Origin of the sequence: Streptomyces olivoverticillatus, from assembly GCF_014203555.1 — a bacterium.
GTDB classification, from domain to species: Bacteria; Actinomycetota; Actinomycetes; order Streptomycetales; family Streptomycetaceae; genus Streptomyces; species Streptomyces olivoverticillatus.
Window position 1 is genome coordinate 225390 of sequence record NZ_JACHJH010000005.1, and the last position, 20296, is coordinate 245685.

At 71.8% G+C, this 20296-nt stretch carries 18 protein-coding genes; 8 read left to right on the forward strand and 10 right to left on the reverse strand.

Translation table 11 applies throughout. The features are described from left to right. Positions 1–62: 62 nt before the first annotated feature. Both FHS39_RS18235 and FHS39_RS18240 read left to right on the forward strand, forming a co-directional pair. Positions 63–1136, forward strand: a complete 1074-nt coding sequence (locus FHS39_RS18235; RefSeq protein ID WP_184350403.1) for a Zn-dependent alcohol dehydrogenase — start codon at positions 63–65, stop codon at positions 1134–1136. Between the two features lie 297 nt (positions 1137–1433). Continuing rightward, positions 1434–2441, forward strand: coding sequence for a hypothetical protein (locus tag FHS39_RS18240; protein WP_184350404.1), 1008 nt, complete (start codon positions 1434–1436; stop codon positions 2439–2441). A 55-nt stretch (positions 2442–2496) separates the two neighbouring features. Here FHS39_RS18240 and FHS39_RS18245 read toward each other — a convergent pair whose 3' ends face one another. The 3 genes from FHS39_RS18245 to FHS39_RS18255 are packed head-to-tail and all read right to left on the reverse strand — an operon-like array spanning position 2497 to position 6335. Further along, on the reverse strand, positions 2497–3168 hold the full coding sequence (locus tag FHS39_RS18245; RefSeq protein WP_246470330.1) for a flavin reductase family protein: 672 nt from the start codon (positions 3166–3168) through the stop codon (positions 2497–2499). A 31-nt stretch (positions 3169–3199) separates the two neighbouring features. Continuing rightward, the gene (locus tag FHS39_RS18250) at positions 3200–4087 is read right to left on the reverse strand and encodes an enoyl-CoA hydratase/isomerase family protein (protein ID WP_184350405.1); all 888 of its coding nucleotides are present in this window, start codon (positions 4085–4087) and stop codon (positions 3200–3202) included. A 16-nt stretch (positions 4088–4103) separates the two neighbouring features. After that, entirely contained in the window at positions 4104–6335 is a 2232-nt protein-coding gene (locus FHS39_RS18255) for an acetate--CoA ligase family protein (protein WP_184350406.1), read from the reverse strand. Positions 6336–6461: 126 nt separating this feature from the next. Between FHS39_RS18255 and FHS39_RS18260 the strand changes: the two genes are divergently transcribed. Then, a complete protein-coding gene (locus FHS39_RS18260; protein WP_184350407.1) occupies positions 6462–6884 on the forward strand; it encodes an OB-fold domain-containing protein in 423 nt (140 codons plus the stop codon). A gap of 18 nt (positions 6885–6902) precedes the next feature. Here FHS39_RS18260 and FHS39_RS18265 read toward each other — a convergent pair whose 3' ends face one another. Beyond that, on the reverse strand, positions 6903–8075 hold the full coding sequence (locus tag FHS39_RS18265) for a thiolase C-terminal domain-containing protein (RefSeq protein ID WP_184350408.1): 1173 nt from the start codon (positions 8073–8075) through the stop codon (positions 6903–6905). A 95-nt stretch (positions 8076–8170) separates the two neighbouring features. On the opposite strand from FHS39_RS18265, the gene FHS39_RS18270 reads away from it, so the two are divergent. After that, positions 8171–9376, forward strand: coding sequence for an acyl-CoA dehydrogenase family protein (locus FHS39_RS18270; protein WP_184350409.1), 1206 nt, complete (start codon positions 8171–8173; stop codon positions 9374–9376). Beyond that, positions 9376–9849, forward strand: a complete 474-nt coding sequence (locus tag FHS39_RS18275; RefSeq protein ID WP_184350410.1) for a nitroreductase family deazaflavin-dependent oxidoreductase — start codon at positions 9376–9378, stop codon at positions 9847–9849. The genes FHS39_RS18270 and FHS39_RS18275 overlap by 1 nt, the downstream gene beginning before the upstream one ends. A 163-nt stretch (positions 9850–10012) precedes the next feature. On the opposite strand, the gene FHS39_RS18280 is transcribed toward FHS39_RS18275, so the two are convergent. After that, positions 10013–10660, reverse strand: coding sequence for a TetR/AcrR family transcriptional regulator (locus FHS39_RS18280; protein WP_045932215.1), 648 nt, complete (start codon positions 10658–10660; stop codon positions 10013–10015). 321 nt (positions 10661–10981) lie between these two features. Here FHS39_RS18280 and FHS39_RS18285 point away from each other — a divergent pair, with 321 nt between their 5' ends. Next, positions 10982–11788, forward strand: coding sequence for a VOC family protein (locus tag FHS39_RS18285; RefSeq protein ID WP_184350411.1), 807 nt, complete (start codon positions 10982–10984; stop codon positions 11786–11788). 223 nt (positions 11789–12011) lie between these two features. Next, positions 12012–14525 (forward strand): protein serine/threonine kinase AfsK, encoded by a 2514-nt coding sequence (gene afsK / locus FHS39_RS18290; protein WP_184350412.1) that lies wholly within the window; start codon positions 12012–12014, stop codon positions 14523–14525. Positions 14526–14589: 64 nt separating this feature from the next. On the opposite strand, the gene FHS39_RS18295 is transcribed toward afsK, so the two are convergent. The 3 genes from FHS39_RS18295 to FHS39_RS18305 all read right to left on the reverse strand — a co-directional run bounded on the left by FHS39_RS18295 (position 14590) and on the right by FHS39_RS18305 (position 17045). After that, a complete protein-coding gene (locus FHS39_RS18295) occupies positions 14590–15357 on the reverse strand; it encodes an enoyl-CoA hydratase-related protein (RefSeq protein WP_184350413.1) in 768 nt (255 codons plus the stop codon). Continuing rightward, a complete protein-coding gene (locus FHS39_RS18300; RefSeq protein WP_246470331.1) occupies positions 15354–15833 on the reverse strand; it encodes a Zn-ribbon domain-containing OB-fold protein in 480 nt (159 codons plus the stop codon). Before FHS39_RS18300 ends, FHS39_RS18295 begins: the two co-directional genes overlap by 4 nt. A gap of 63 nt (positions 15834–15896) precedes the next feature. Continuing rightward, positions 15897–17045, reverse strand: a complete 1149-nt coding sequence (locus tag FHS39_RS18305) for a lipid-transfer protein (RefSeq protein ID WP_184350629.1) — start codon at positions 17043–17045, stop codon at positions 15897–15899. A 315-nt stretch (positions 17046–17360) separates the two neighbouring features. On the opposite strand from FHS39_RS18305, the gene FHS39_RS18310 reads away from it, so the two are divergent. Next, positions 17361–19007, forward strand: coding sequence for an AMP-binding protein (locus FHS39_RS18310; protein WP_184350415.1), 1647 nt, complete (start codon positions 17361–17363; stop codon positions 19005–19007). A gap of 124 nt (positions 19008–19131) precedes the next feature. On the opposite strand, the gene FHS39_RS18315 is transcribed toward FHS39_RS18310, so the two are convergent. Next, positions 19132–19428: a hypothetical protein gene (locus FHS39_RS18315; protein WP_184350416.1), complete on the reverse strand. Its 297-nt coding sequence runs from the start codon at positions 19426–19428 to the stop codon at positions 19132–19134. 597 nt (positions 19429–20025) lie between these two features. Beyond that, complete coding sequence (locus FHS39_RS18320; RefSeq protein WP_184350417.1) at positions 20026–20214, reverse strand: hypothetical protein; 189 nt, start codon at positions 20212–20214, stop codon at positions 20026–20028. Positions 20215–20296: the final 82 nt, after the last annotated feature.

A 20296-nucleotide genomic window follows, 5' to 3' on the forward strand; every position in this document is an offset into this window, starting at 1 on the left:
ACCAACGGCAACCGGAATCCCTGGACGCATACCCAACAACCGCCGTTCGAGAGGACACAGCCATGAGGGGCGTCATCTTCGACGGCAAGCGGACCCAGGTCGTGGACGACTTGGCGGTCCGGGAGCCGGGACCGGGCGAAGTGCTCGTCGCCGTCGGCGCCGCGGGCCTGTGCCACAGCGACCTCTCGGTCGTCGACGGGACCATCCCCTACCCCGCCCCCGTCGTCCTCGGCCATGAGGGCGCGGGCCGGGTCGAGGCGGTCGGGGCAGGCGTCACACACGTCTCACCGGGCGATCCCGTCGCTCTGTCCACGCTCGCCTCATGTGGAGCCTGCGCCGACTGCGACCGGGGCCGGCCGACGATGTGCCGCCGGTCCATCGGACGGCCCGGCAGGCCGTTCACACGCCGGGGCGAGGGACTCTTCCACTTCGCCTCGGTCTCCGCCTTCGCGGAACGCACGCTGGTCAAGGCCGCCCAAGCCGTCAGGATTCCGGTGGACGTCCCGCCGGCCTCGGCCGCGCTCATCGGATGCGGCGTGCTGACCGGCGTCGGCGCGGTCCTCAACCGGGCAAAAGTGGAGCAGGGCGACTCCGTGCTCGTCCTCGGCGCAGGCGGTATCGGGCTCAACGTCATACAGGGCGCGCGGATCGCCGGAGCGTCGGCCGTCGTCGCCGTCGACGCCAACCCGGCGAAGGCCGCCCTCGCCCGGAGGTTCGGTGCCACCCACTTCGTCGACGCCCGCGCGAGTGGCGACACCACGGCCGCGGTGCGCGAGATCCTCCCGACCGGCGTCGATCACGCCTTCGAGTGCGTGGGCGACGTCCGGCTCATCCGGCAGGCGATCGACCTCCTGGACCGGCATGGCCAGGCGGTGCTGCTCGGTGTGCCGCCCGCCGGCACGGAGGCGTCCTTCCCGGTCTCGTCGATGTATCTCGACAAGTCGATTCTCGGCTGCCGCTACGGCTCCTCCCGCCCGCAGCGCGACATCCCGCGCTACGCCGGGCTCTACCGTCAGGGCCGACTGCTGCTCGACGAGCTGATCACTGTGACGTATCCGGTGGAGGCCTTCGAGCAGGCGGCGCACGATGTGCTCAACGGTGCGGTCGCCCGTTGCGTCCTCACGTTCGACCAGTGACCCGGGTCTGAACCGCCGTGTGGTCCCTGCCGGAGGTCTTGCGTCCGCCCTGCCGCACGTGTGGGGTGGGCCCTGTCTGCCGGTTGGGGGTCCCGGCGGCCGGAGCCCTCGGACCAGCACACCCGAAGTCCGGTCAAGAAGGACTATTCGGTAAGAATGTTCGCCTGGGCGGCCGGCCTCGGTTCGGTGGTCTCGGGCCTCATCAGTCGACGGATCGGCGGGCCGGGCACGTCTCGGACCTCCGGCAACGGAACCTCTCGGCCTCTGGGGGAATCATTCTTGGAGAGAGGGGCGGATATGACACAGCAGGCTGAGCCGCACGCGATACCGGACGACGCGGAGGGTGCCGCACCGGAGGCATCCGGTGGCGCGCCGGCGCAGGTGACGCACGCCGACGGCTTCGGCGCCGCATTCTGCGCGTCGATGGCCGCATTCTGTGCGGAAACCGTCATCGCGGTGACGGTTGCCGTGCTCGTACTGCTCACACGGGAGCACGACGGCATCCCCAACGGTGTTCCGCTGATCGCCGCAGTGTCGCTCGGGGTCCTGCTGCTGACCGTTATGGTCAGCGGCTTCGTCACGGTCGCCACGGTGATGCCCGCCCTGACGCTGGCCCGCCGGGCCGCGCGCCGCCGGGGCCGTCCGGACGGATGGCTGTGGACCGCGGGCGCCGTGCCGGTGGTGTCGGCCACGACGGTCGCCGCGTTCGGAGCCGTGGCGGCGCTCGGCAGCTTCTCGTTCGCCCGGCCGCTGTCCTACCTGGTGTGGTGGGGGGCGCTCACGGTGGGCATGCTGCCCGCCGCGCTCGCGGGCCGCGCCGCTGCCCGCCGGGTCCACGAGGGCGGCCAGGGGAGCGTGGCGCGGAGAGTGACCCGCAACGGTGCGCTCGCCTGGCTCGCCATCGGCGCGCTCGGCGCGACGGCGTACGGGACCGGGCTGGTCAGCGTGTACGAACCGCCCCGCCTGACCAAGTCGGACATCGCCGGCACCTGGACCGACGGCCGCGGCGGCACGGTCAAGCTCGACTCCGACGGCCTGGCGATCGCCAACGGGCTCGACAACTACATCTGGGACGGCACCGGCAAGGACCTGCCCAAGGACTGCGACGGCTCCGGGACCTGGACGGTCATGAAGGACAGCGGCAGGGTCCAGGGCGTGTCCATGCGCATCAGCTCCTGCGAACTCTCCCGCGACTGGAGCGTCATCGGTACGGAGAAGGCGCCGCGGATCTTCCACGAGATCGGCAAGCCCGGCTCCGGCAAGCGCTATGTGCTGACCAAGGTGGTCAGGCACAAGAAGAGGTAAACGGTTACGGACCTTGTCCTGACCAAGGTGGTCAAGCACTAGAGGAAGTAAACGTTTACGGATCCGGGTGGACCGGACCGAAGCCGTCGAACGTCCCGAAGTCGCCCCGGTGGAAGAGCAGCGGACCGGCGCTCGCCGCGTCCTCGTCCGCGCCCAGTGCTTCCACGCGCCCCACGACGATGAGATGGTCGCCACCCGTGTGCACGGTATGGATGACGCAGTCGATCCACGCCGGTACGCCGGAAAGCCTCGGAGAGCTCGTCACTGGGGCCCGGTCGTAGGGCACACCGGCGAACTTGTCGCCTGTTAGCGCGCTGCTGACCGCGAAACCCCGGCAGAGCGTTCTCTGTCCCGAACCGAGTACGTTGACGCAGAAGACCCCGGCGCGTGCAATGCGGGGCCAGGTCGTGGACGTCCGGCCGACCAGGAACACCACCAGCGGCGGGTCCAGCGACAACGAGGCGAACGACTGGCAGGCGAAGCCCGCGGGCCCCTCCGCGCCCCGGCCCGGGGCGGTGATCACCGTGACGCCGCTGGCGAAGTGCCCGAGGATGCGCCGGAACTCCTCCGACGCCACCGGAAGCTGTTCGTCCGCTCGTACGGCCCGCAGTCTGGGCGGGGGTGCAGGGGTGTGGTGAGCCGGCAGCGAGGAGAGCGGGGCGCCCGTCGAGCGCAGGTAGCGCACGGCGGCTGCCGCCATTCCGGCGTGTCCCATCATGAAAGCCATTGAATCTGATGGTGCGTCAGGTCGGAAGGGGTCAGCGTCCCCGGAAGACCGGAGTGCGGCGCTCGACGAAGGCGGCGACGCCCTCCGTCGCGTCCGCCGTTGCCATGTTGATCTCCTGGGCGGCCGCCTCGGCGGCGAAGGCGGCCGTGCGGTCACTGTCCAAGGAGGCGTTCACCAGCTGCTTCGTCAACGCCAGCGCCCGGGTCGGCCCGAGGGCCACCCGCTGGGCCCATGCCCGGGCCGTTGCTGCCAGGTCCCCGTCCGGAACCACGCGATTGACCAGGCCGAAACGTTCCGCCTCGGTGGCCGCGAGGGCGTCGCCGAAGAACATCAGCTCTTTCGCGCGGTGCGGCCCCACCAAGCGGGGCAAGAGGTACGCGCCGCCGCCGTCGGGGACCAGGCCGCGCCGGACGAACACCTCGATGAACCGCGCCGACTCCGCGGCCAGGACCAGATCGCAGGCCAGCGCAAGGTGCGCGCCCAGGCCCGCCGCGACGCCGTTCACCGCCGCGATCACGGGTTTTTCGCAGTCCAGCACCGCGCTGATCAGCCGCTGGGCTCCCTCCCGGATCGTGCGGGCCACATCGCCCGGAACGCGCTCGGCGGTGGCTGCCGCCGGGGCCGAGCGCAGGTCGGCGCCCGCGCAGAACCCCTTGCCGGTGGCGGTGAGGACGACGGCTCGGACGGCGGGGTCGGCGGAGGCCCGGCCGAAGTGCGAGATGAGGCGTTCGCGCTGGTCAGCCGTGATGGCGTTCAGTGATTTCGGACGGTTGAGAGTGATCCACGCCACGCCGTTGTCAGTGGCGTGGAGTATCAATGAACCATCGGCTGGGTCACCGCCGGAGGCGAAGTCCTGGGCTTCGGCGGAGGGTTCGGAGGTTTCGGAGGCTTTTGAGGTTTCACGGGGGGAGAGGGGCATGGGGGAGTTCCTTGTCTCAAGGGCGGCAGAAGGCGAGCGCGTCGAGGGCCACGGCGCCTTGGCCGCGTTCCAGCACCACCAAGGGGTTGATGTCCAGCTCGGCGAGGCCGTCGTCCAGCTCCAGGGCCATGCGCTGGACGCGCAGGACGGTCTCGACGAGGGCGTCCACGTCGGCCGGGGGAGCCCCCCGCACTCCGCTCAGCAGCGCGCGGCCGCGCAGTTCGCCGATCATGGCGCGGGCGTGGTCCTCGCCGAACGGCGGCACGCGCACGGCAGTGTCGTCCAGGACTTCGACCAGCACTCCGCCCAGTCCCACGGTCACCGTGGGGCCGAAGAGGCGGTCGTGTGTGATGCCGACGGCCATTTCCACACCCCGTCCGACCATTTGGCAGATGAGGATGCCGTCCAGGGGGAGTTGCTCGTAGCGGGCGATGTCGGCCAGCTCGCGGTAGGCGTCGCGGACCTGGCTGGCGGAGGTCAGGCCGATCTTCACCAGGCCGAGCTCGGACTTGTGGGCGAGCTGCGGGCCGGAGGCCTTGACGACGATGGGGTAGCCGACCAGGGCGGCGGCCCGGACGGCTGCCGCGGCGCTGGTCACGAGTTGTTCGCGCGGCACGCGTATGCCGTACGCGCGCAACAGCTGCTTTGCCGCGTGCTCGCTGAGCTGCTCGCCCGGGCGCAGCAGTGGTTCGGCCTTGCGTGCGGACGGGGAGGGGCGGCGGGGCGCGTCGTCGAAGGGGGACCGGTAGCCGGTGGTGAAGCGGTGGTGGTCGAGGTAGGCGCGGATGGCGGTGATGCAGTTGGCGAAGGTGCGGAAGGTGGCCACGCGCGAGGAGCCGAGCAGGGTGGTGCGATAGGCGGCCTCGGTGCCGACCGGGGAGCCCCACACGACGCAGATCAGCTTGTCCGTGGTCTCCGCGGCGTCCACGAGGTCTTGGGCGAGCTTGTCGCTCATGGGCGGGAAGGGGCCGGTGATCGGGCAGACGAGGATGCCGATGGAGGGGTCGGAGAGGAGCGCGTCGAGGATTTTGCGGCCGCGCCAGTCGCCGACGGGATGGCCGCCGTTGTCGATGGGGTTCGCGACGCTCAGATAGCCGGGGATCCATTGGTGGAGCTGCCTCTGCCTGGCCATGGAGAGGGCGGGCAGTTCGAGGCCGGCTGCGGTGGCGAGGTCGGCGAAGTGGGCGCCGGTGCCGCCGGAGATCGAATACACGGCGACGCCGGTGGCGCGGGGCGGCCGGGCGCGGGCCAGCAGGGCCGCGGTGTCCTGCAGCTCGTCCAGGCCGTTGACGCGGATCACGCCGAACTGCCGTATGGCCGCGTCGACGACGTCGTCCGCGCCCGTCAGCTTGCCCGTGTGGGTGGCGGCGGTGCGGGCGCCGGTCTCGGTGCGGCCGACCTTGACGGCGACGACGGGCACCTTGTTGCGGGCCGCCCGGTCCGCGGCGAGCAGGAAGGCGCGGCCGTCCTTGAGCCCTTCTATATACGCGGCGATGGCTCCGACCTCGGGCCGCGTGGCGAAGTAGGAGATGAAGTCGGCGCATTCCAGGTCGGCTTCGTTGCCGGTCGGCGCCCAGTGAGAGAGCCGGATGCCCAGTTCTTGAAGGGCGAAGACGGGGCGGCCCTGGTGGCCTGACTGGGTGATCAGGGCGATGGCGGGTCCGTCGAGATCGTCGCGGAAGTGCTCGAAGGCGTTCAGGTTGGTGTTGGGGCCGAGCATCCGGATTCCCGTGCCCTGGAGGGCGGCGGCGAGCCGGGCCTGTGCGGCGGCGCCTTCGTCCCCGGTTTCGGCGAATCCGGAAGCGAAGACGACGGCGAACTTGACCTTGTACTCGCGGAGTTCTTCGAGGACGGGGGCTGGATCGCCGACCAGGAGGACGGCAAGGTCGATCTGCTCGGGCAGGTCGCGGAGGGAGGCGTGGCAGGGCAGGCCGAAGACGGTGGTGCGGGTGGGGTGTACGGGGTGGACGCGGGCGCCGACGCGTCCGGCCCAGGCAATGAGCTGTCGCGTGATGCCGGTGTTGGGGCGGCCCTCGGTCTCGGAGGCGCCGATGACGGCCACGGCCTCGGGGCGGAAGAAGCGGTCGAGGTCGGGGACCGGCGAGCACAGGGGGCGGCCGCTGACGTCCGTGTCCTCGGGACCCGGGGCCGCCATGCCGTGGACGGCGGGGCCGGGACGTTCGCCGCAGGCCACCACACGGGCCGGGCGGGAGGTGGTGGTGAGGGTGCCGTGAGTCGATCCAAGCATCGTTCTCGCCCACTCCTGCTCGTTGGCCGATAAACTGACGTAGTGTCAGACTATCGAGCTGACGTACCGTCAGGAAATGGCTGTGCGGGGCCGCGTGCACGACCGAATGCAGGGGAGGTCGGTTCCGTGGGAGGCTCGCCGCGCTTCGATGCGCCGGAGATCGACGACTTCACGCGGCCGTACTGGGAGGCGGCCGCCGAGGGGCGGTTGCTGATCCGCCGCTGCCGGGCGGAGGCGTGCGGCAGGGCGCACTTCTATCCGCGCGAGTTCTGCCCGCGCTGCTGGAGCGAGGACGTCGTCTGGGAGGAGGCGAGCGGCCGGGCCACGCTCTATACGTGGTCCATCGTCCATGTGAACGACCTGCCTCCCTTTGGCGGGCACCTTCCGTATACCGCCGCCGTGATCGACCTCGAGGAAGGGCCTCGCATGTCAGCCGAGGTGATCGGGTGCTCTGAGGGCGGACTGCGGGTCGGCATGCCCCTGGGGGTGGCCTTCCGGGCGGGGGCGAGGGCTCCGTTGATGGTGCCGGTGTTCCGCCCTGCCGGGTAGGGGGTGCCGGCCCGGCCGTCACAGCCTGCCCAGGATGGCCGTTCCCGACGAGCAGAACCAGCCGCCCGTCCCCGAGGCGACGGCGAGGCGGGGGAGGCTGCCGTCGCGCGTGCGGACCTGGCGCCCCGGGCCCGCCTCGCCGCGCAGCTGCCGTACCGCCTCGACGAGGAGGAAGAGGCCGCGCATCCCGGGGTGGCAGGCGGAGAGCCCGCCGCCGTCGGTGTTGACCGGCAGGTCGCCGCCGATCGTCAGCCGCCCCTTCGCCGCGAACGCGCCGCCTTCGCCCTTTGCGCAGAAGCCCAGGTCCTCCAGCGTTACGAGCGTCATATAGGTGAAGGCGTCGTAGAGCTCCGCGACGTCGATCTCCTGGGGCGTGACGCCCGCCCGGTCGAAGGCCAGCCGCCCCGAGACGGCCGCCGGGGAGACGGTGAAGTCCTCCCATTCGGACATGGCCGTGTGCGACACGGCGGTGCCCGTGCCCAGCACCCACACCGGCGGCCGCGCCGCGTCCGCCGCGTACTCCTCTGCCGCCAGCAGCACGGCGCAGCCGCCGTCGGACCGTATGCAGCAGTGAAGCTTGGTGAACGGATCGGCGATCATCTTGCCGCCGAGGACGTCGTCGACCGTGATCGGCGTGCGGTACAGGGCGTCGGGATTGTGAGCGGCGTTGGCGCGTGTTTGAACGGCGATGTCCGCCAACTGTTCCAGCGTGGTGCCGTACTGGTGCATATGGCGGCGGGCGGCCATCGCGTACTTGGCGACGAGTGTGTGCCCGTAGGGAGCCTCGAACTGTGCGGGACCGCGGGTGCCGAAGGAGAGGGCTCCGGTGCGGCGGCCCGCCCTGATGTCGGCGCGCGCGGTGGAGCCGTACACCAGAAGGACGGCGTTGGCATGGCCCGCGGCGATGGCGTCGGCGGCGTGGGCGGCCATGACCTCCCAGGTGGAGCCGCCGACGGAGGTCGAGTCCACCCAGGTTGGCCGCAGGCCCAGGTACTCGGCGACATCGATGGGTGCGAGCGCGCCGAGCCCGGCGGAGGCGAATCCGTCGACGACGTCCTTGCCGAGACCGGAGTCGGCGAGGGCCCGGCGAGCGGCCTGGGCGTGCAGGGCGTAGGGCGTGGCCCGGTCGAGACGGCCGCAATCCGAGAGGGAGACGCCGACGACAGCGACCTTGCGCTTGCCTGGAGTCATGAAACTGACGGTACATCAGATCGGGCCGCGGGGAGGGCTGGGAAGGCGACGCCATCGCGCCTAACATGACGGCCCGTCAGAAGAGGAGGCTCGTCATGGATGCCGCGCTCACTGCCGAACAGATCGAGATCCGGCGCACTGTGCGTGAGGCCTTGCTGAAGCACTGCGCCACGGATGACGTCAGGGCCGCGGCGCAGACCCGGGCCGGGTACGACGAGGCGCTGTGGCGGCAGCTCGCGGACCGGCCGGGGCTGGCCGGGCTGGCGGTCGAGGGCCGCTACGGGGGAGCGGGCTGCGGCCCCACGGAGCTGGCTCTGGTCTGCGAGGAGACTGGTCAGGCGCTGCTGCCCTCGCCCCTGCTGGCGACCGCGGCGGTGACGGCCCCGCTCGTCGCCGCTCTGGGCAGCGAGGAGCAGCGGGCCGTGTTCTTGCCGCGCCTGGCCTCCGGCGAGCTGACAGGGGCGCTCGTGGTGCCTTGCGGGACGTTGCCGGAGGCCTTCGGGCTGACGGGGCGCGAAGACGGCGGCTGGTCGGGCGGCGGCCGTGCGGGCGGGGTGCAGGCGCGGCGGGACGGGGACGGCTGGCGGCTGTACGGCGAGGCCGCCCAGGTGCTCGACGGGCACAGTGCGGGCCTGCTGCTCGTCGCCGCGCATACGGGCGGCTATGCGCGCGGTCGCACGCTGCTGTTCGCCGTACGGCCGGAGGGGGCGAGTGGTGTGGCTCGTAGGCGGCTGACGGTGCTGGACGAGACGCGGCCCCAGGCCCGTGTCCAGCTGCGGGACGTCCCGGCGGAGCCGCTCGGTGACGCCGGCCGTGACGTGCGGGCGGCCATGGCCCGGCTGGGCGGGGTGCCGGCCGCCGTGCTGGCGGCCGAGGCGGTCGGGGTGGCAGGCCGGGCGCTGGAGCAAACGGTGCAGTACGCGCGCGTGCGTGAACAGTTCGGCAGGCCCATCGGCTCCTTCCAGGCGGTCAAGCACCGGCTGGCAGATCTGTACGTGGCCGTGCAGGCGGCCCGTTCGGCGGCGTACTACGCGGCGTGGGCAGCCGGAAACGGGCCGTCTGCAGCCATCGGGGGACTGGCGCTCGCACAGGCGCTGGAGGCGGCCCGGCTGGTGACGGGGGAGGCGGTGCAACTGCACGGAGGCGTGGGGGTGACGTGGGACCACGATGTGCAGCTGTACTTCAAACGGGCGGCATCGGACGAGCTGTTGTTCGGCCCGGTTCAGCGGCTGCGTGAACACGCCGCGCAGGCCGCGGGGCTGTTTGCGGCCGCGATGCGGCGGGAAACGGTGGTGCTGTGATGGCCGCCGTCGAGCGCCTGGTGCAGAAGGTCTCCTCAACCCGATCCTTCGCTCGGATCGCGCCGCACTTCCTGCCCGCGATGGACCGGGCGGTGCACCGGCTGACCGGCGGAAAGGTCCTGCTCAGCGCGCGCATGCTGCCCAGCGTGGTCCTGCTGTCGACGGGGGCGAAGAGCGGGCTGCCCCGGCGCACGCCGCTCGCCTGCATGCCGGAGCGCGAGCGCGGCACATGGATTCTGATCGGCAGCAACTTCGGCCGCCCCGGGCACCCCGCCTGGACGGCAAACCTGCTGGCGCACCCCGATGCGGAGATCAGCTGGAAGGGCCGGGACGTCCCGGTGCGGGCGCAGCTGCTGCGCGGGGTGGAACGGGAGGCCGTATGGGTGGCCGTGCTGGAGTTCTGGCCGCCGTACGCGCGCTATCAGGCGCGGGTGGAGCGGCAGATCCGGCTGTTCCGGCTGGAGCGGCGGTAACGGTCGGAAGCCGGCGTGGGCCCCGGCGTGGGCGGACGGCGCGGATGCGCGACGGCGGGCCGACCGGGCCGTGCCCGGACAGCCCGCCGTTGCGATGACAGGACATACGAGGTGCCGAGGCGTCGTGCGCTGGGCGGACGCCTGCGGGGGCTGCGCTGACGCGCTATTTCGTCGGCTTCTTGCCGGTGATGCCCAGATGGACGAGGAGCGCGAGGTTGGGCTTGAGCTCGGCCTGTTTGACGCCCCAGCTCTGGAAGCCCTTCTGGTGCGAGGCCACGGCCGCGAGCATCGCGACGAGCGAGCCGGCCACAGCCGCCGGGCTGACGTCCTTGTCGACCTTGCCCTTGGCCTGGAGTTCCTTCACGGAATCCGTCAGGGAGTTGGTGACGGCGTTCAGGATCTTCATGCGGATCTTGTAGAACCGCTTGTCGCCCTCGGCGGCCCCCAGGTCCACGACGCGCAGGATCGCCTCGTGCTTGCGCCAGAACCCGAGGAAGCCGTCGACCAGTTCCTCGGCCGCCTGCCAGCCGGACTTGCCGACCCACGAGCGCCCGGCGACCAGTTCGGTCAGGCCGGCGCCCTCCTTCGCCATTTCCTCGGCGATTTCCAGGACGGCGCCTTCCACGTCGGGGAAGTACTGGTAAAAGGTCGCGGGCGAGGTGCCGGCCCTGCGGGCGACGTCGATGACCTTCACATCGCGGTAGGGCGAGGAGCTGAGCATTTCGCTGAGGCAGTCGAGCAGCTTCTGCCGCGTCGCCTGGCCGCGCCGACCGGCCACGCGGCCGTCGACGGTGCGTACTTGTCCTGTCATGCCGTCAGCTTACCGAGGGGTGATCGGAGCGCGATTCGGCTGCATGCAAATGGGGGCGGGGGTGAATGATGGGGTATATGTGCAGGTCAGATGGGTTGTGAAGGGGCAGCGAGAGAGTTGAAGCGGATTGGCCCGTACCGGTGAATTGTCCTATCAACAAGCTGTGGACCACGATCTCCGCGCCGTTCCTTCGATAGTTATCCACAGGCCGCGCGCGAATCCCCGACCACCTATACCGTGGCTGCCAGAACACTCCGCGTAGCAAGGACACCCGGCCGCATTTCGCCGCACTTCGCCCGATCGCGCAAAGGAGACCCGACCATGAGCGCAGCCCCGGACGGAATCCCGGAAGGCATGCCCTGCTGGGCGGATGCCATGCTGCCCGACGTCGAAGCGGGCAAGCGCTTCTACGGCGAGCTCTTCGGCTGGACGTTCGAGGACAGCGGCGGGGAGTACGGCCACTACACCCAGGCGTTCCACGACGGGAAGAACGTCGCGGCGCTGGCCCCCAAGCCCGACGGCCGGATGCCGACCACCTGGTCCGTCTACTTCGCCTCCTCCGACGCGGCCGCGACGGCCCGCCGGATCCATGCCGCGGGCGGCACGATGGTCATGGGCCCGATGTCCGTCGGCCCGTACGGCACGATGCTGATGGCCGCCGATCCCGGCGGCGCGGTCTTCGGTGTCTGGCAGGCCGGCTCCCACAAGGGCTTCGAGAAGCGGGGCGAACCGGGTGCGTACGGCTGGACCGAGGTGTACACGCGCGATCCGAAGGCGGTCGATGCCTTCTACGAAGCCGTCTTCGGCTTCCAGGGCCACGACGTCAGCGAGCAGGCGGGTATCGACTTCGCCGTCTGGACGCCCCCGGGCAAGCCCCTCACCCCCGAGCACGCGCTCGGCGGCCGGGCCGTCATGGACGACGACCGGTTCCCCAAGGAAATGCCCGCCCACTACCTGACCTACTTCGTGGTGGCCGACTGCGACGAAGCAGCGGCGACGGCCCGCCGGCTGCGCGGTCGTGTGCTGCGCGATCCGCAGGACAGCCCGCACGGGCGCTTCGCCGTGCTCGCCGACGACCAGAGCGCTCTCTTCGCCGTCATCGACCTCTCCCGGGCAGGCCGGGGGTAGCCGGAGAGGGGCGGGCGGGGGGAGGCGGAGAAACGGTGAGATGACGGCGGGGCGTGGCGTTCCGCATGTGGCGGCATGGGGCGAAGACACGGCGAAGCGCGCCCCGGGTTCGCCACCGCGGACTTCGCCAGGAAGAATCGGGGTGCGTCGACCGGGATAATTCTGCGGTGTGACGCGCACGGGGCTGAAACCCTTCAAGCCCCCACGGGGAGGTGGCAGACCAGTGGTGGAGCAGCTTACGCAGCACGACCCGAGACGGATCGGCCCGTTCGAGGTGCTCGGCCGACTCGGTGCCGGCGGCATGGGGCTGGTCTATCTCGCACGCTCGGCATCGGGCCGACGGGTGGCGATCAAGACGGTGCGCACGGAGCTGGCGGAAGACCAGCTCTTCCGTGTCCGCTTCACCCGTGAGGTGGAAGCTGCGCGGGCGGTCAGCGGCTTCTACACCGCCGCCGTCGTCGACGCCGACCCGCGGGCCGCCGTGCCCTGGCTGGCCACCGCCTATGTGCCCGCGCCCTCCCTCGAAGAGATCATCACCGAGTGCGGCCCCCTGCCCGCCCAGGCGGTGCGCTGGCTTGCGGCCGGCATCGCGGAGGCGCTGCAGTCCATCCACGGTGCGGGCCTGGTCCACCGCGACCTGAAGCCCTCGAACGTCCTGGTGGTGGAGGACGGTCCGCGGGTCATCGACTTCGGCATCGCCTCCGGTGTGTCCAACACCCGGCTGACCATGACCAACGTCGCCGTCGGCACGCCCGCGTACATGTCGCCCGAGCAGGCACGGGACTCCCGCAGCGTCACGGGTGCGAGTGACATCTTCTCCCTCGGCTCCACGCTGGTCTTCGCCGCGACCGGCCACGCGCCGTTCCACGGGGCGAACCCGGTGGAGACCGTGTTCATGCTGCTGCGGGAGGGCCCGGACCTCAGCGGGCTGCCCGACGAGCTGCGTCCCCTGATCGACTCCTGCATGCAGATGGCCGCCGAGCTCCGGCCGAGCCCCGCGGACCTGCAGTCCGAGCTCGCGCCGCACCTCTTCGCCTCCGGCGGGGACGACGACAGCGGCACGGCATCGGCCTGGCTTCCCGACAACGCTGTCTCCCTCATCGAGCAGCGCCGCGCAGGGCACCGGCCCGCCGCCGCGGGCTCCGGCGGCAGGGGCGGCGCGCGGCGGCCGAGCGCGCCGCCGCGGCCCGCCCAGGCGCCCGCCCCGGAGCCGGTGGCGGCGTACGAGCCGGACGGCGGGCACGGCAGCCCCGGCTGGGGCGCAGGGGCCGCCCAGGGCCGCTCCGGGCTGGTCGGCGCGCCCGATCCGCGCGGCGGCCTGAGCGGTCCGATGCCCGCCGCGCCCGCCACCGGCCCCGCCATGCACGGGCGGCATGCCGCGGCGCCGGTCGTCGACGGGACCGTACGGCTGGCCGGGTCGAAGGTGCCGATCGGTCCCGGCCCGCGCGTCGCCGACACGCGTGAGCCGCAGGGCCAGCTGGGCGCCGGGCCCGCGACGGGCTGGGTGCGGCCCCCCGCGGGGGCTTCCGCGGCGATGCCGGCCCAGCCGCCGGTCCCGGCGCCCGCCCCCGCTCCGGATGCCGGGGCCAACGGACAGGCAGAAGAGGGTCGTTGGCGGCCGTGGCGGTTCCGTATGTCCAATGACGTATGGGGGACGCCGGTCGTCGACGGGGAGCTGCTGTACGTCACGTCCTTCGAGGTGCACGCGCTCGATGTGGCAAGCGGGCGGCGACAGTTCAAGACGCGGGACGTGGCCTGGGCGATGGCCGTCGCCGACGGGCGCATACACGCCTCCGACGGCCCGACGCTCTACGCGCTGGACGCCTCGGACGGCACGGAGCGATGCCGGCTGTCCACGGACGGCTGGGTCTACTCGCTCAAGGCCGACTGCGGCACGGTCGTCACGGGCACGCGCGGTGGCGGCGTGCAGGCGTGGGAGGCGGCCAACGGCGAGTTGCTGTGGGAGATGAGCGGCGCGCAGACGGACTTCGAGACGCCCGACTGCGGGCCGGTCGTCCACGACGGCACCGTGTACGTGTGGGCCGACGCGCGCCTGCGGGCCCTCGAAGCCCGTACGGGCGTGGAGCGGTGGTCGTATCCGGTGGGCGACGCGGCGGCGTGCGGCGGCGTGCCGGTGCGGTTGCTGACCGCGCCGGACGGTGCGGTGTACGTCGCAGCGGGCACGCGGGTCCTCGCGATCGACGTGGCGCGCGGCGACGTCCGCTGGCGCTTCGAGGCGCCGGCGGTCTTCCTGAGCCCGCCCGCGTACGCGCCCGGCCCCGCGGTGACGGGTGGCGGTGTCTACATCGCCGACTATCTGGGCACTGTGTACGCCCTCGACGCGGCGACCGGCCGGGACCGCTGGCGCATCGCCACGGAGGCCCGGCAGTCGAGGGAGCCGGTGCTGGTCTCGGCGGGTGCCGTGCACCTCGGCAGTGGCGGCGCGCTGTACACGCTGGACGCCGTCACCGGCACGCCCAAGTGGCGCTTCGCGGCGGGCGGCGACATCGTGGGCTCGCCGGTGGTCGCCGACGGGCGGGTCCACTTCGGCTCCGCCGATCACTGTCTCTACACGGTGGATGCGGCAGGCGGCCAGCTCCGCTGGAAGCTCGCCACGGGCGGCGAGATCACGGGCTCCCCGGTGGCGACGGGCGGGGTGGTCTACGCCTGCAGTAAGGACCGCTGTGTGTACGCGCTGGATGCGGCGAAGGGCACAGGGCTGACGCCGCGGCGCTGAGCAGGGCGCGGCCGCCGCCGATGTGGGCGGCGGCGCGCGGTGTCCGGCGTTCCCGGCCCGCGGCTCAGCGCATGCGGTGCTCGCGATTGCGCTCGGTGAAGAGCCCGGCCTGCCGGTCAGGTGGCAGGTTGCCGAGGGCGATGAGGTGGGGGGCCAGGGCGAGTGCGTGTGCCTGGGCGGCCTGCCTGGCCGCCCACAGGGCTCGTACCGTGCCCTGGACCGGCTCGGTGGGCCAGGCGGCGATGGTGGCGGCCGCCCGCAGGGCCGCGTCGGTGGCCTCGCCGGGCGGGGTGAGCTCGGAGACCAGCCCGATCTCGTACGCGCGCCGCGCGGAGAGGCGTTCGGCCGTGCCCATCAGCGCCAGCCGCGCCGCCTCCCCGAAGGGCATGAGCTGGGCCATGTACAGCGACTCGTAGGCGCTGACCATGCCGTACGAGGTGTGCGGGTCGAAGAAGGACGCGTCCTCGGAGGCGACGACGAACTCCGCCTCGCCCAGCAGGTAAAAGGCCCCTCCGCAGGCCATGCCGCCCACTGCCGCGATCACGGGCTTCCACAGGTCTGCGGCCTTGGGGCCGACGGTGAGCAGCGGGTCGTCCGTGGAGTACGGCGAGTGCGGCTGCGGGACCTGGGCGGAACGGTCGATGCCGGTGCAGAAGGCGCGGTCGCCGGCGCCGGTGAGGACGACGGCCCGGACCGTGTCGTCGAGGCGGAACGCCTGCCACACATCGCGGAGTTGCCCGGCCATTTCGAGGTCGATGGCGTTGTGGCGTTCGGGGCGGTCGAGGGTGACCAGCGCGACGCCGTCCGCCCGTACTTCGCTGCGGACGCTCACGCCTCCTCCAGGACCCAGCGCGGCACGACGACGTCCTCCGCGAGCTCGGCGAAGACGGCCTTGACGGGAGCGCCGATGCGCAGCCGGGACGGGTCGGCGGAGTTGAGGGGGGCGTCCCGGGCGGTGACGAGGTTGCCGACGAGGCGGATGCCGGGAGCGTCGGCGAGGGCCACGAGGATGACGTTATACGGGGCCAGTTCCGCGTAGGCGGGCAGGAGGGGCGGGTGGGGCAGGACATAGGACCAGATGCGGCCGCGGCCGCTCATCCTGCGCCACTCGCTGTCGAACGACTGGCAGTGCGGGCAGCACGGCCGGGGCGGGAAGCGGAGCTCGCGACAGTCGGCGCAGGCCTGTATGCGCAGTTCGCCGCGGGCGGCGAACTCCCAGAACGGCAGCCCGTCCGCGTCGGGGACGGGCAGCAGCAGGCCGTCGGTGGTGGTGTTGCAAGGGGGTTGCCTGGTACGGGAGTTGTTCATGTCGCCCACAGTGTTCCCCGGGGCGTTGTCAGTGGTACCCCTCATGATGGAGGGCATGAGCAATCAGCTCCTCAGCAGCAATGCCGACGTGGGTACGCCCTCGCCCGCCGTGACCAAGCAGGTCTCGGCGCCGGGCACCTGCGCGGTGGAGGTGCCGCGGAGTTGCCTGACGCCCTCGTTGATGAGGTTGAAACCATGGACGTAAGCCTCGCTCAGCCCTCCGCCGCCGGTGTTGATCGGCAGCCGGCCGCCCAGTTCGAGGGCGCCGCCCTCCGAGAAGGCCGCGCCTTCGCCGCGCGCGCAGAAGCCATAGCCCTCCAGGGACAGCGGGATGAGCGGGGTGAAGGCGTCGTAGATCTGGGCGACGTCCACGTCCGGGGGGCCGAAGTCCGCCGTGTGCCACAGGCGGCGGGCGGCGGTCCAGGAGGGCCCGGTCAGCGGGTCGTCGGTCCAGTAGTTGACCATGCCGTGGTGCTGGGCGGGCAGGCCCTGGGCGGCGGAGTGGACGTAGACGGGCGGGTGGCGGCAGTCGCGGGCGCGCTCGGCGGAGACCACGACGCAGGCCAGCGCTCCGTCCGTTTCGAGGCAGTTGTCGAAGAGGCAGAGAGGTTCGCTGATCCAGCGGGAGGTCATATACATCTCGCGGGTCAGCGGGCGCTCGTACATCATCGCGGCCGGGTTCTGGTTGGCGCGGTTGCGGCAGGCGAGGGCGACGTTGAAGAAGTGGTCGCGGGTGGCGCCGTACTCGTGCATATAGCGGCGGGCGAGCATCGCGATCTCGTCGGCGGGGCGTAACAGCCCGTACGGGCGGGTCCACTGTCCGGGGGTGGGCAGCTCGGCGCCGGTGTTCCGCCAGGGGCGCGGGCCGGAGCCGCGCTTGCGGGAGCGCCAGGCCACGCCCACGGTCGCCTGGCCGGTGGTGATCGCGGCCGCGAGGTGGGCGACGGTCGCGCAGGAGCCGCCGCCGCCGTATCCGGCCTTGGAGAAGAAGGTGACGTCGCCTGCGCCGATGGCCTTGGCGACCTCGACCTCGTCGGTCTCCTCCATGGTGTACGAGGTGAAGGCGTCGACCTGGGAAGGGGGTATGCCCGCGTCGTCGAGCGCGGCGAGGATCGCACGACAGGCCAGGGTCTTCTCGGGCTCGGCAAGGTGTCTGGCGAAGGGGGTTTGACCGATGCCGACGATTGCGGTGGTGTCCTTGAGCGGTGCCATGGCGGCGGGGCGCGCCGGTGCGGTCGCGGGCGCCGCGGTCATGACCGCGGCCGTGCTCGCTGCGGTCGTTGCGTTTGCCGTCGGGATGCCTGCTGCCCTCGCGTCTGCCGCCGTCGTGTCTGCCGCCTCTGGGCCGACCGCCTTCGCGCCTGCCGCCGGCGCATGCGCCGGCGTCGTGTCCGGTGTCGCTGTGCTCGCCTTCATCGTTGCCGCCTTCGCGTTCTCGGGTCCGGCGCCGTCGCGTTCCCTCCTGACAGCGCGGAAGGGTATCGCTAATCTGACGCACAGTCAGCTAGCGGAGCGGGAGGGCAAGCCATGTGCGGCGACCTGGAGTTCGGCTCGATACCCCGCCTGGTGCGTACGGCGGCCGAGCGGTACGGGGACCGCGAGGCGGTGGTCGAGGGCCGCGCGCGGATCACCTACCGGCAGCTGGGGCGGCGCATCGAGCGGGCCGCCGCGGCGTGCATGGCCGCCGGGGTACAGGCGGGGGACCGGGTCGCGGTCTGGGCCCCCAACTCCCTGGACTGGATCACCGCCGGCCTGGGGGCGGTCACGGCGGGCGCCGTGCTCGTCCCCGTCAACACCCGCCTCAAGGGCGCCGAGGCGGCCCAGGTGCTGGCGCGGACCCGGGCCCGGCTGCTGTTCGTCACCGGTCCCTTCCTCGGCACCTCCTATGTGGCGGCGCTGCGCGGAGCGGCCGGGAAGCCGGCCGGGGCCCCCGGTGCGGCGGCACCCTGCGCGACCGTACGCGCCCGCACGTCGCCCCTGCCGGGGCTGCCCGAGCTGCGGGACGTGGTGGTGCTGGCCGATGCCGCACCTGCGGACTTCCGCACGTGGAAGGAGTTCCTCGCGGCGGGGCGCGAGGTCCCCGCCGAGGCCGTGCGGGAGCGGGCAGACGCGGTTGGGCCCGCGGCCGCCTGCGACATCCTCTTCACCTCGGGCACCACGGGCGAGCCCAGGGGCGTCGTCACCACGCACGCGCAGACGCTGCGCACCTTCGGCGTCTGGGGCGAACTGGCCGGACTGCGGGAAGGAGACCGCTATCTGATCGTCAACCCGTTCTCGCACACCTTCGGCTACAAGGCTGGTGTCATCGCGAGCCTGATGCGGGGCGCGACGATCCATCCGCAGCCGGTCTTCACGGCGGAAGCGGTGCTGGCCAATGTGGCGGCGGAGCGGATCACCGTGCTGCCCGGTCCGCCCACCCTGTACCAGGCGGTCCTGGACCACCCGGCCAGGGAGGCCTACGACCTCTCGTCGCTGCGGGTGGCCGTGACGGGGGCGGCCGTCGTGCCGCGGCGGCTGGTGGACCGGCTCCGCGGAGAGCTGGGCATCGCCACCGTGCTGACCGCCTACGGCATGAGCGAGGCCACGGGCGTGATCACCATGTGCCGCCCCGGCGATTCCGCCGAGGTCGTCGCGGGCACCTCGGGCCGGGCCATACCCGGTACGGAGGTCAAGGTGACCGGTGCCGACGGGAGGGCGCTGGGCGTGGGCGAGCCCGGAGAGATCCTGGTGCGCGGGTATCAGGTGATGTCCGGCTACTTCGAGGACGCCGACGCCACTGCGCAAGCCGTGGACGCCGACGGATGGCTGCACACGGGCGATGTCGGCGTGCTGGACGGCGACGGCAATCTGCGGGTCACGGACCGGCTGAAGGACATGTTCGTCGTCGGTGGCTTCAATGCCTACCCGGCCGAGATCGAGCAGCTGCTGGCCCGGCATCCGGGCGTTGCGGACGTGGCCGTCGTCGGCGTGCCGGATGACCGGCTGGGCGAGGTCGGCAAGGCGTTCGCCGTCCGCAGCGGTGGGGCGGACGCGGTCACGGCGGAGGGCCTGATTGCCTGGGCGCGGCGCGAGATGGCGAACTACAAGGTGCCGCGGGAAGTGGAGTTCGTAGGGACGCTGCCGAGGAATGCGTCCGGGAAGGTGCTCAAAGGGGTGCTGCGGCAGCGGCGGTGAAAGGGGGAAGACGCGCGGGGCGCGGTCCGGTGACCGTACTCACCCGGCAGGTGTGTGCCACACGGAGCGAGGACGGTGATGGTTGTCACCGGACCGCGCCTCCGGCGCCTGGCCCGGGCTTCGGCTAGCTCAAGTCCAGGCCGGTCGTGTGGTCGTCGTCAGCAAGGGTGCTGTGGTCGTCAGCAGCAAAGGTGGAGTGGTCGTCGGAGCCACCGGTGGTGTGGTCGTCCGCACCGCCCGTGGTGTGGTCGTCGTGAGGGGCCGCGCTGCCCGTGATCGCGTGCAGGGCGGGTACGGCGGTCGAGTGGTCGTCGGCGAATGCCGGCGCCGAGCCGAGGATCGCCGCCGTGGCGGCGAGGCCGAATATGGCGAGCGTGCGCTTTCCGCGGGCCATGGTGGTGGTCGTCGTCTTGCGGTTCATTGCGACTCCTCTGCTCGGGGGTGGTGGTACATCGGGTGATGTTGCCGATTCCGGCGGATTCCTTGCTGCTCCCGGATTCGCGCCGACAGCCGGCTGTGCAGTGGTGCGGTGATTCAGTCGTGCAGTAGTGCGGCGGTGCAATGGTGCGTTGACGCAATGGTGCTTTGGTGCGATCGATCACGTGTCAACTGCTGCTCAGGAGCGGCAGTTTGCGATGCTATGCGGTCGCGGAAGACGGTGCATGGGGGAACGTACCCGGCCGGTCCCCGTTCCCCATGGGAAACGGCCGAGAATCGGGGCTTTCCTTCGTCGCCCCTTGTTGCCCCTTGTCGCCCCCCGCGAGCGCAGGGACCGGTGCCGACGGCTCCCCCTCCGCGCCGTCGACGCCGGTCCCTGTGTGTTCCCCCGTGGCCAGTCCCCCGATATCCCCCGATATCCCCCGTTGGACTGTCCCCCTGATTCCCCCGATCCCCCGATCCCCCCGTTCCCCCGTTCCCCCGTGAGGACCGTGCGGGTCCGGGAGCTTCCGGCCGATGTCAGACGGAAGCTACCGAACACACGATCTTGGTGCTTTTTCGTGCAGGTGGCACCTGACCGTCAGAACGGCTTCTCGGTCGTCGCGTGGTCGTCCTTGAGAACGATCGGCTGACCGCCGGTCGCGTGGTCGTCCAGACGGACGGCCGGCTGACCGGTGGCGTGGTCGTCCTGGAGGACGGCCGGACTACCGGTGGCGTGGTCGTCCTGCGGTGTGGCCACCTTGGGTGTGAGCTTCTTGTCGTCGCTCATGTCGTTCAACTCCGTAGGTCAAGGCGAGTCGCCTTTGTGGCGGGGACTGCAGAACCCGCCCGGCGACTCCCCCGAGGACCGC

Excerpts from the sequence above, each read along its gene's own strand:
- FHS39_RS18250 (WP_184350405.1), bottom strand. The coding sequence starts at position 4,087 with ATGCCCCTCTCCCCCCGTGAAACCTCAAAAGCCTCCGAAACCTCCGAA.
- FHS39_RS18305 (WP_184350629.1), bottom strand. The coding sequence starts at position 17,045 with ATGGCACCGCTCAAGGACACCACCGCAATCGTCGGCATCGGTCAAACC.
- FHS39_RS18265 (WP_184350408.1), bottom strand. The coding sequence starts at position 8,075 with ATGACTCCAGGCAAGCGCAAGGTCGCTGTCGTCGGCGTCTCCCTCTCG.
- FHS39_RS18285 (WP_184350411.1), top strand. The coding sequence starts at position 10,982 with ATGAGCGCAGCCCCGGACGGAATCCCGGAAGGCATGCCCTGCTGGGCG.
- FHS39_RS18320 (WP_184350417.1), bottom strand. The coding sequence starts at position 20,214 with ATGAGCGACGACAAGAAGCTCACACCCAAGGTGGCCACACCGCAGGAC.
- FHS39_RS18280 (WP_045932215.1), bottom strand. The coding sequence starts at position 10,660 with ATGACAGGACAAGTACGCACCGTCGACGGCCGCGTGGCCGGTCGGCGC.
- FHS39_RS18235 (WP_184350403.1), top strand. The coding sequence starts at position 63 with ATGAGGGGCGTCATCTTCGACGGCAAGCGGACCCAGGTCGTGGACGAC.
- FHS39_RS18275 (WP_184350410.1), top strand. The coding sequence starts at position 9,376 with ATGGCCGCCGTCGAGCGCCTGGTGCAGAAGGTCTCCTCAACCCGATCC.
- FHS39_RS18240 (WP_184350404.1), top strand. The coding sequence starts at position 1,434 with ATGACACAGCAGGCTGAGCCGCACGCGATACCGGACGACGCGGAGGGT.
- FHS39_RS18255 (WP_184350406.1), bottom strand. The coding sequence starts at position 6,335 with ATGCTTGGATCGACTCACGGCACCCTCACCACCACCTCCCGCCCGGCC.
- FHS39_RS18300 (WP_246470331.1), bottom strand. The coding sequence starts at position 15,833 with ATGAACAACTCCCGTACCAGGCAACCCCCTTGCAACACCACCACCGAC.
- FHS39_RS18245 (WP_246470330.1), bottom strand. The coding sequence starts at position 3,168 with ATGGCTTTCATGATGGGACACGCCGGAATGGCGGCAGCCGCCGTGCGC.
- FHS39_RS18270 (WP_184350409.1), top strand. The coding sequence starts at position 8,171 with ATGGATGCCGCGCTCACTGCCGAACAGATCGAGATCCGGCGCACTGTG.
- FHS39_RS18310 (WP_184350415.1), top strand. The coding sequence starts at position 17,361 with ATGTGCGGCGACCTGGAGTTCGGCTCGATACCCCGCCTGGTGCGTACG.
- FHS39_RS18315 (WP_184350416.1), bottom strand. The coding sequence starts at position 19,428 with ATGAACCGCAAGACGACGACCACCACCATGGCCCGCGGAAAGCGCACG.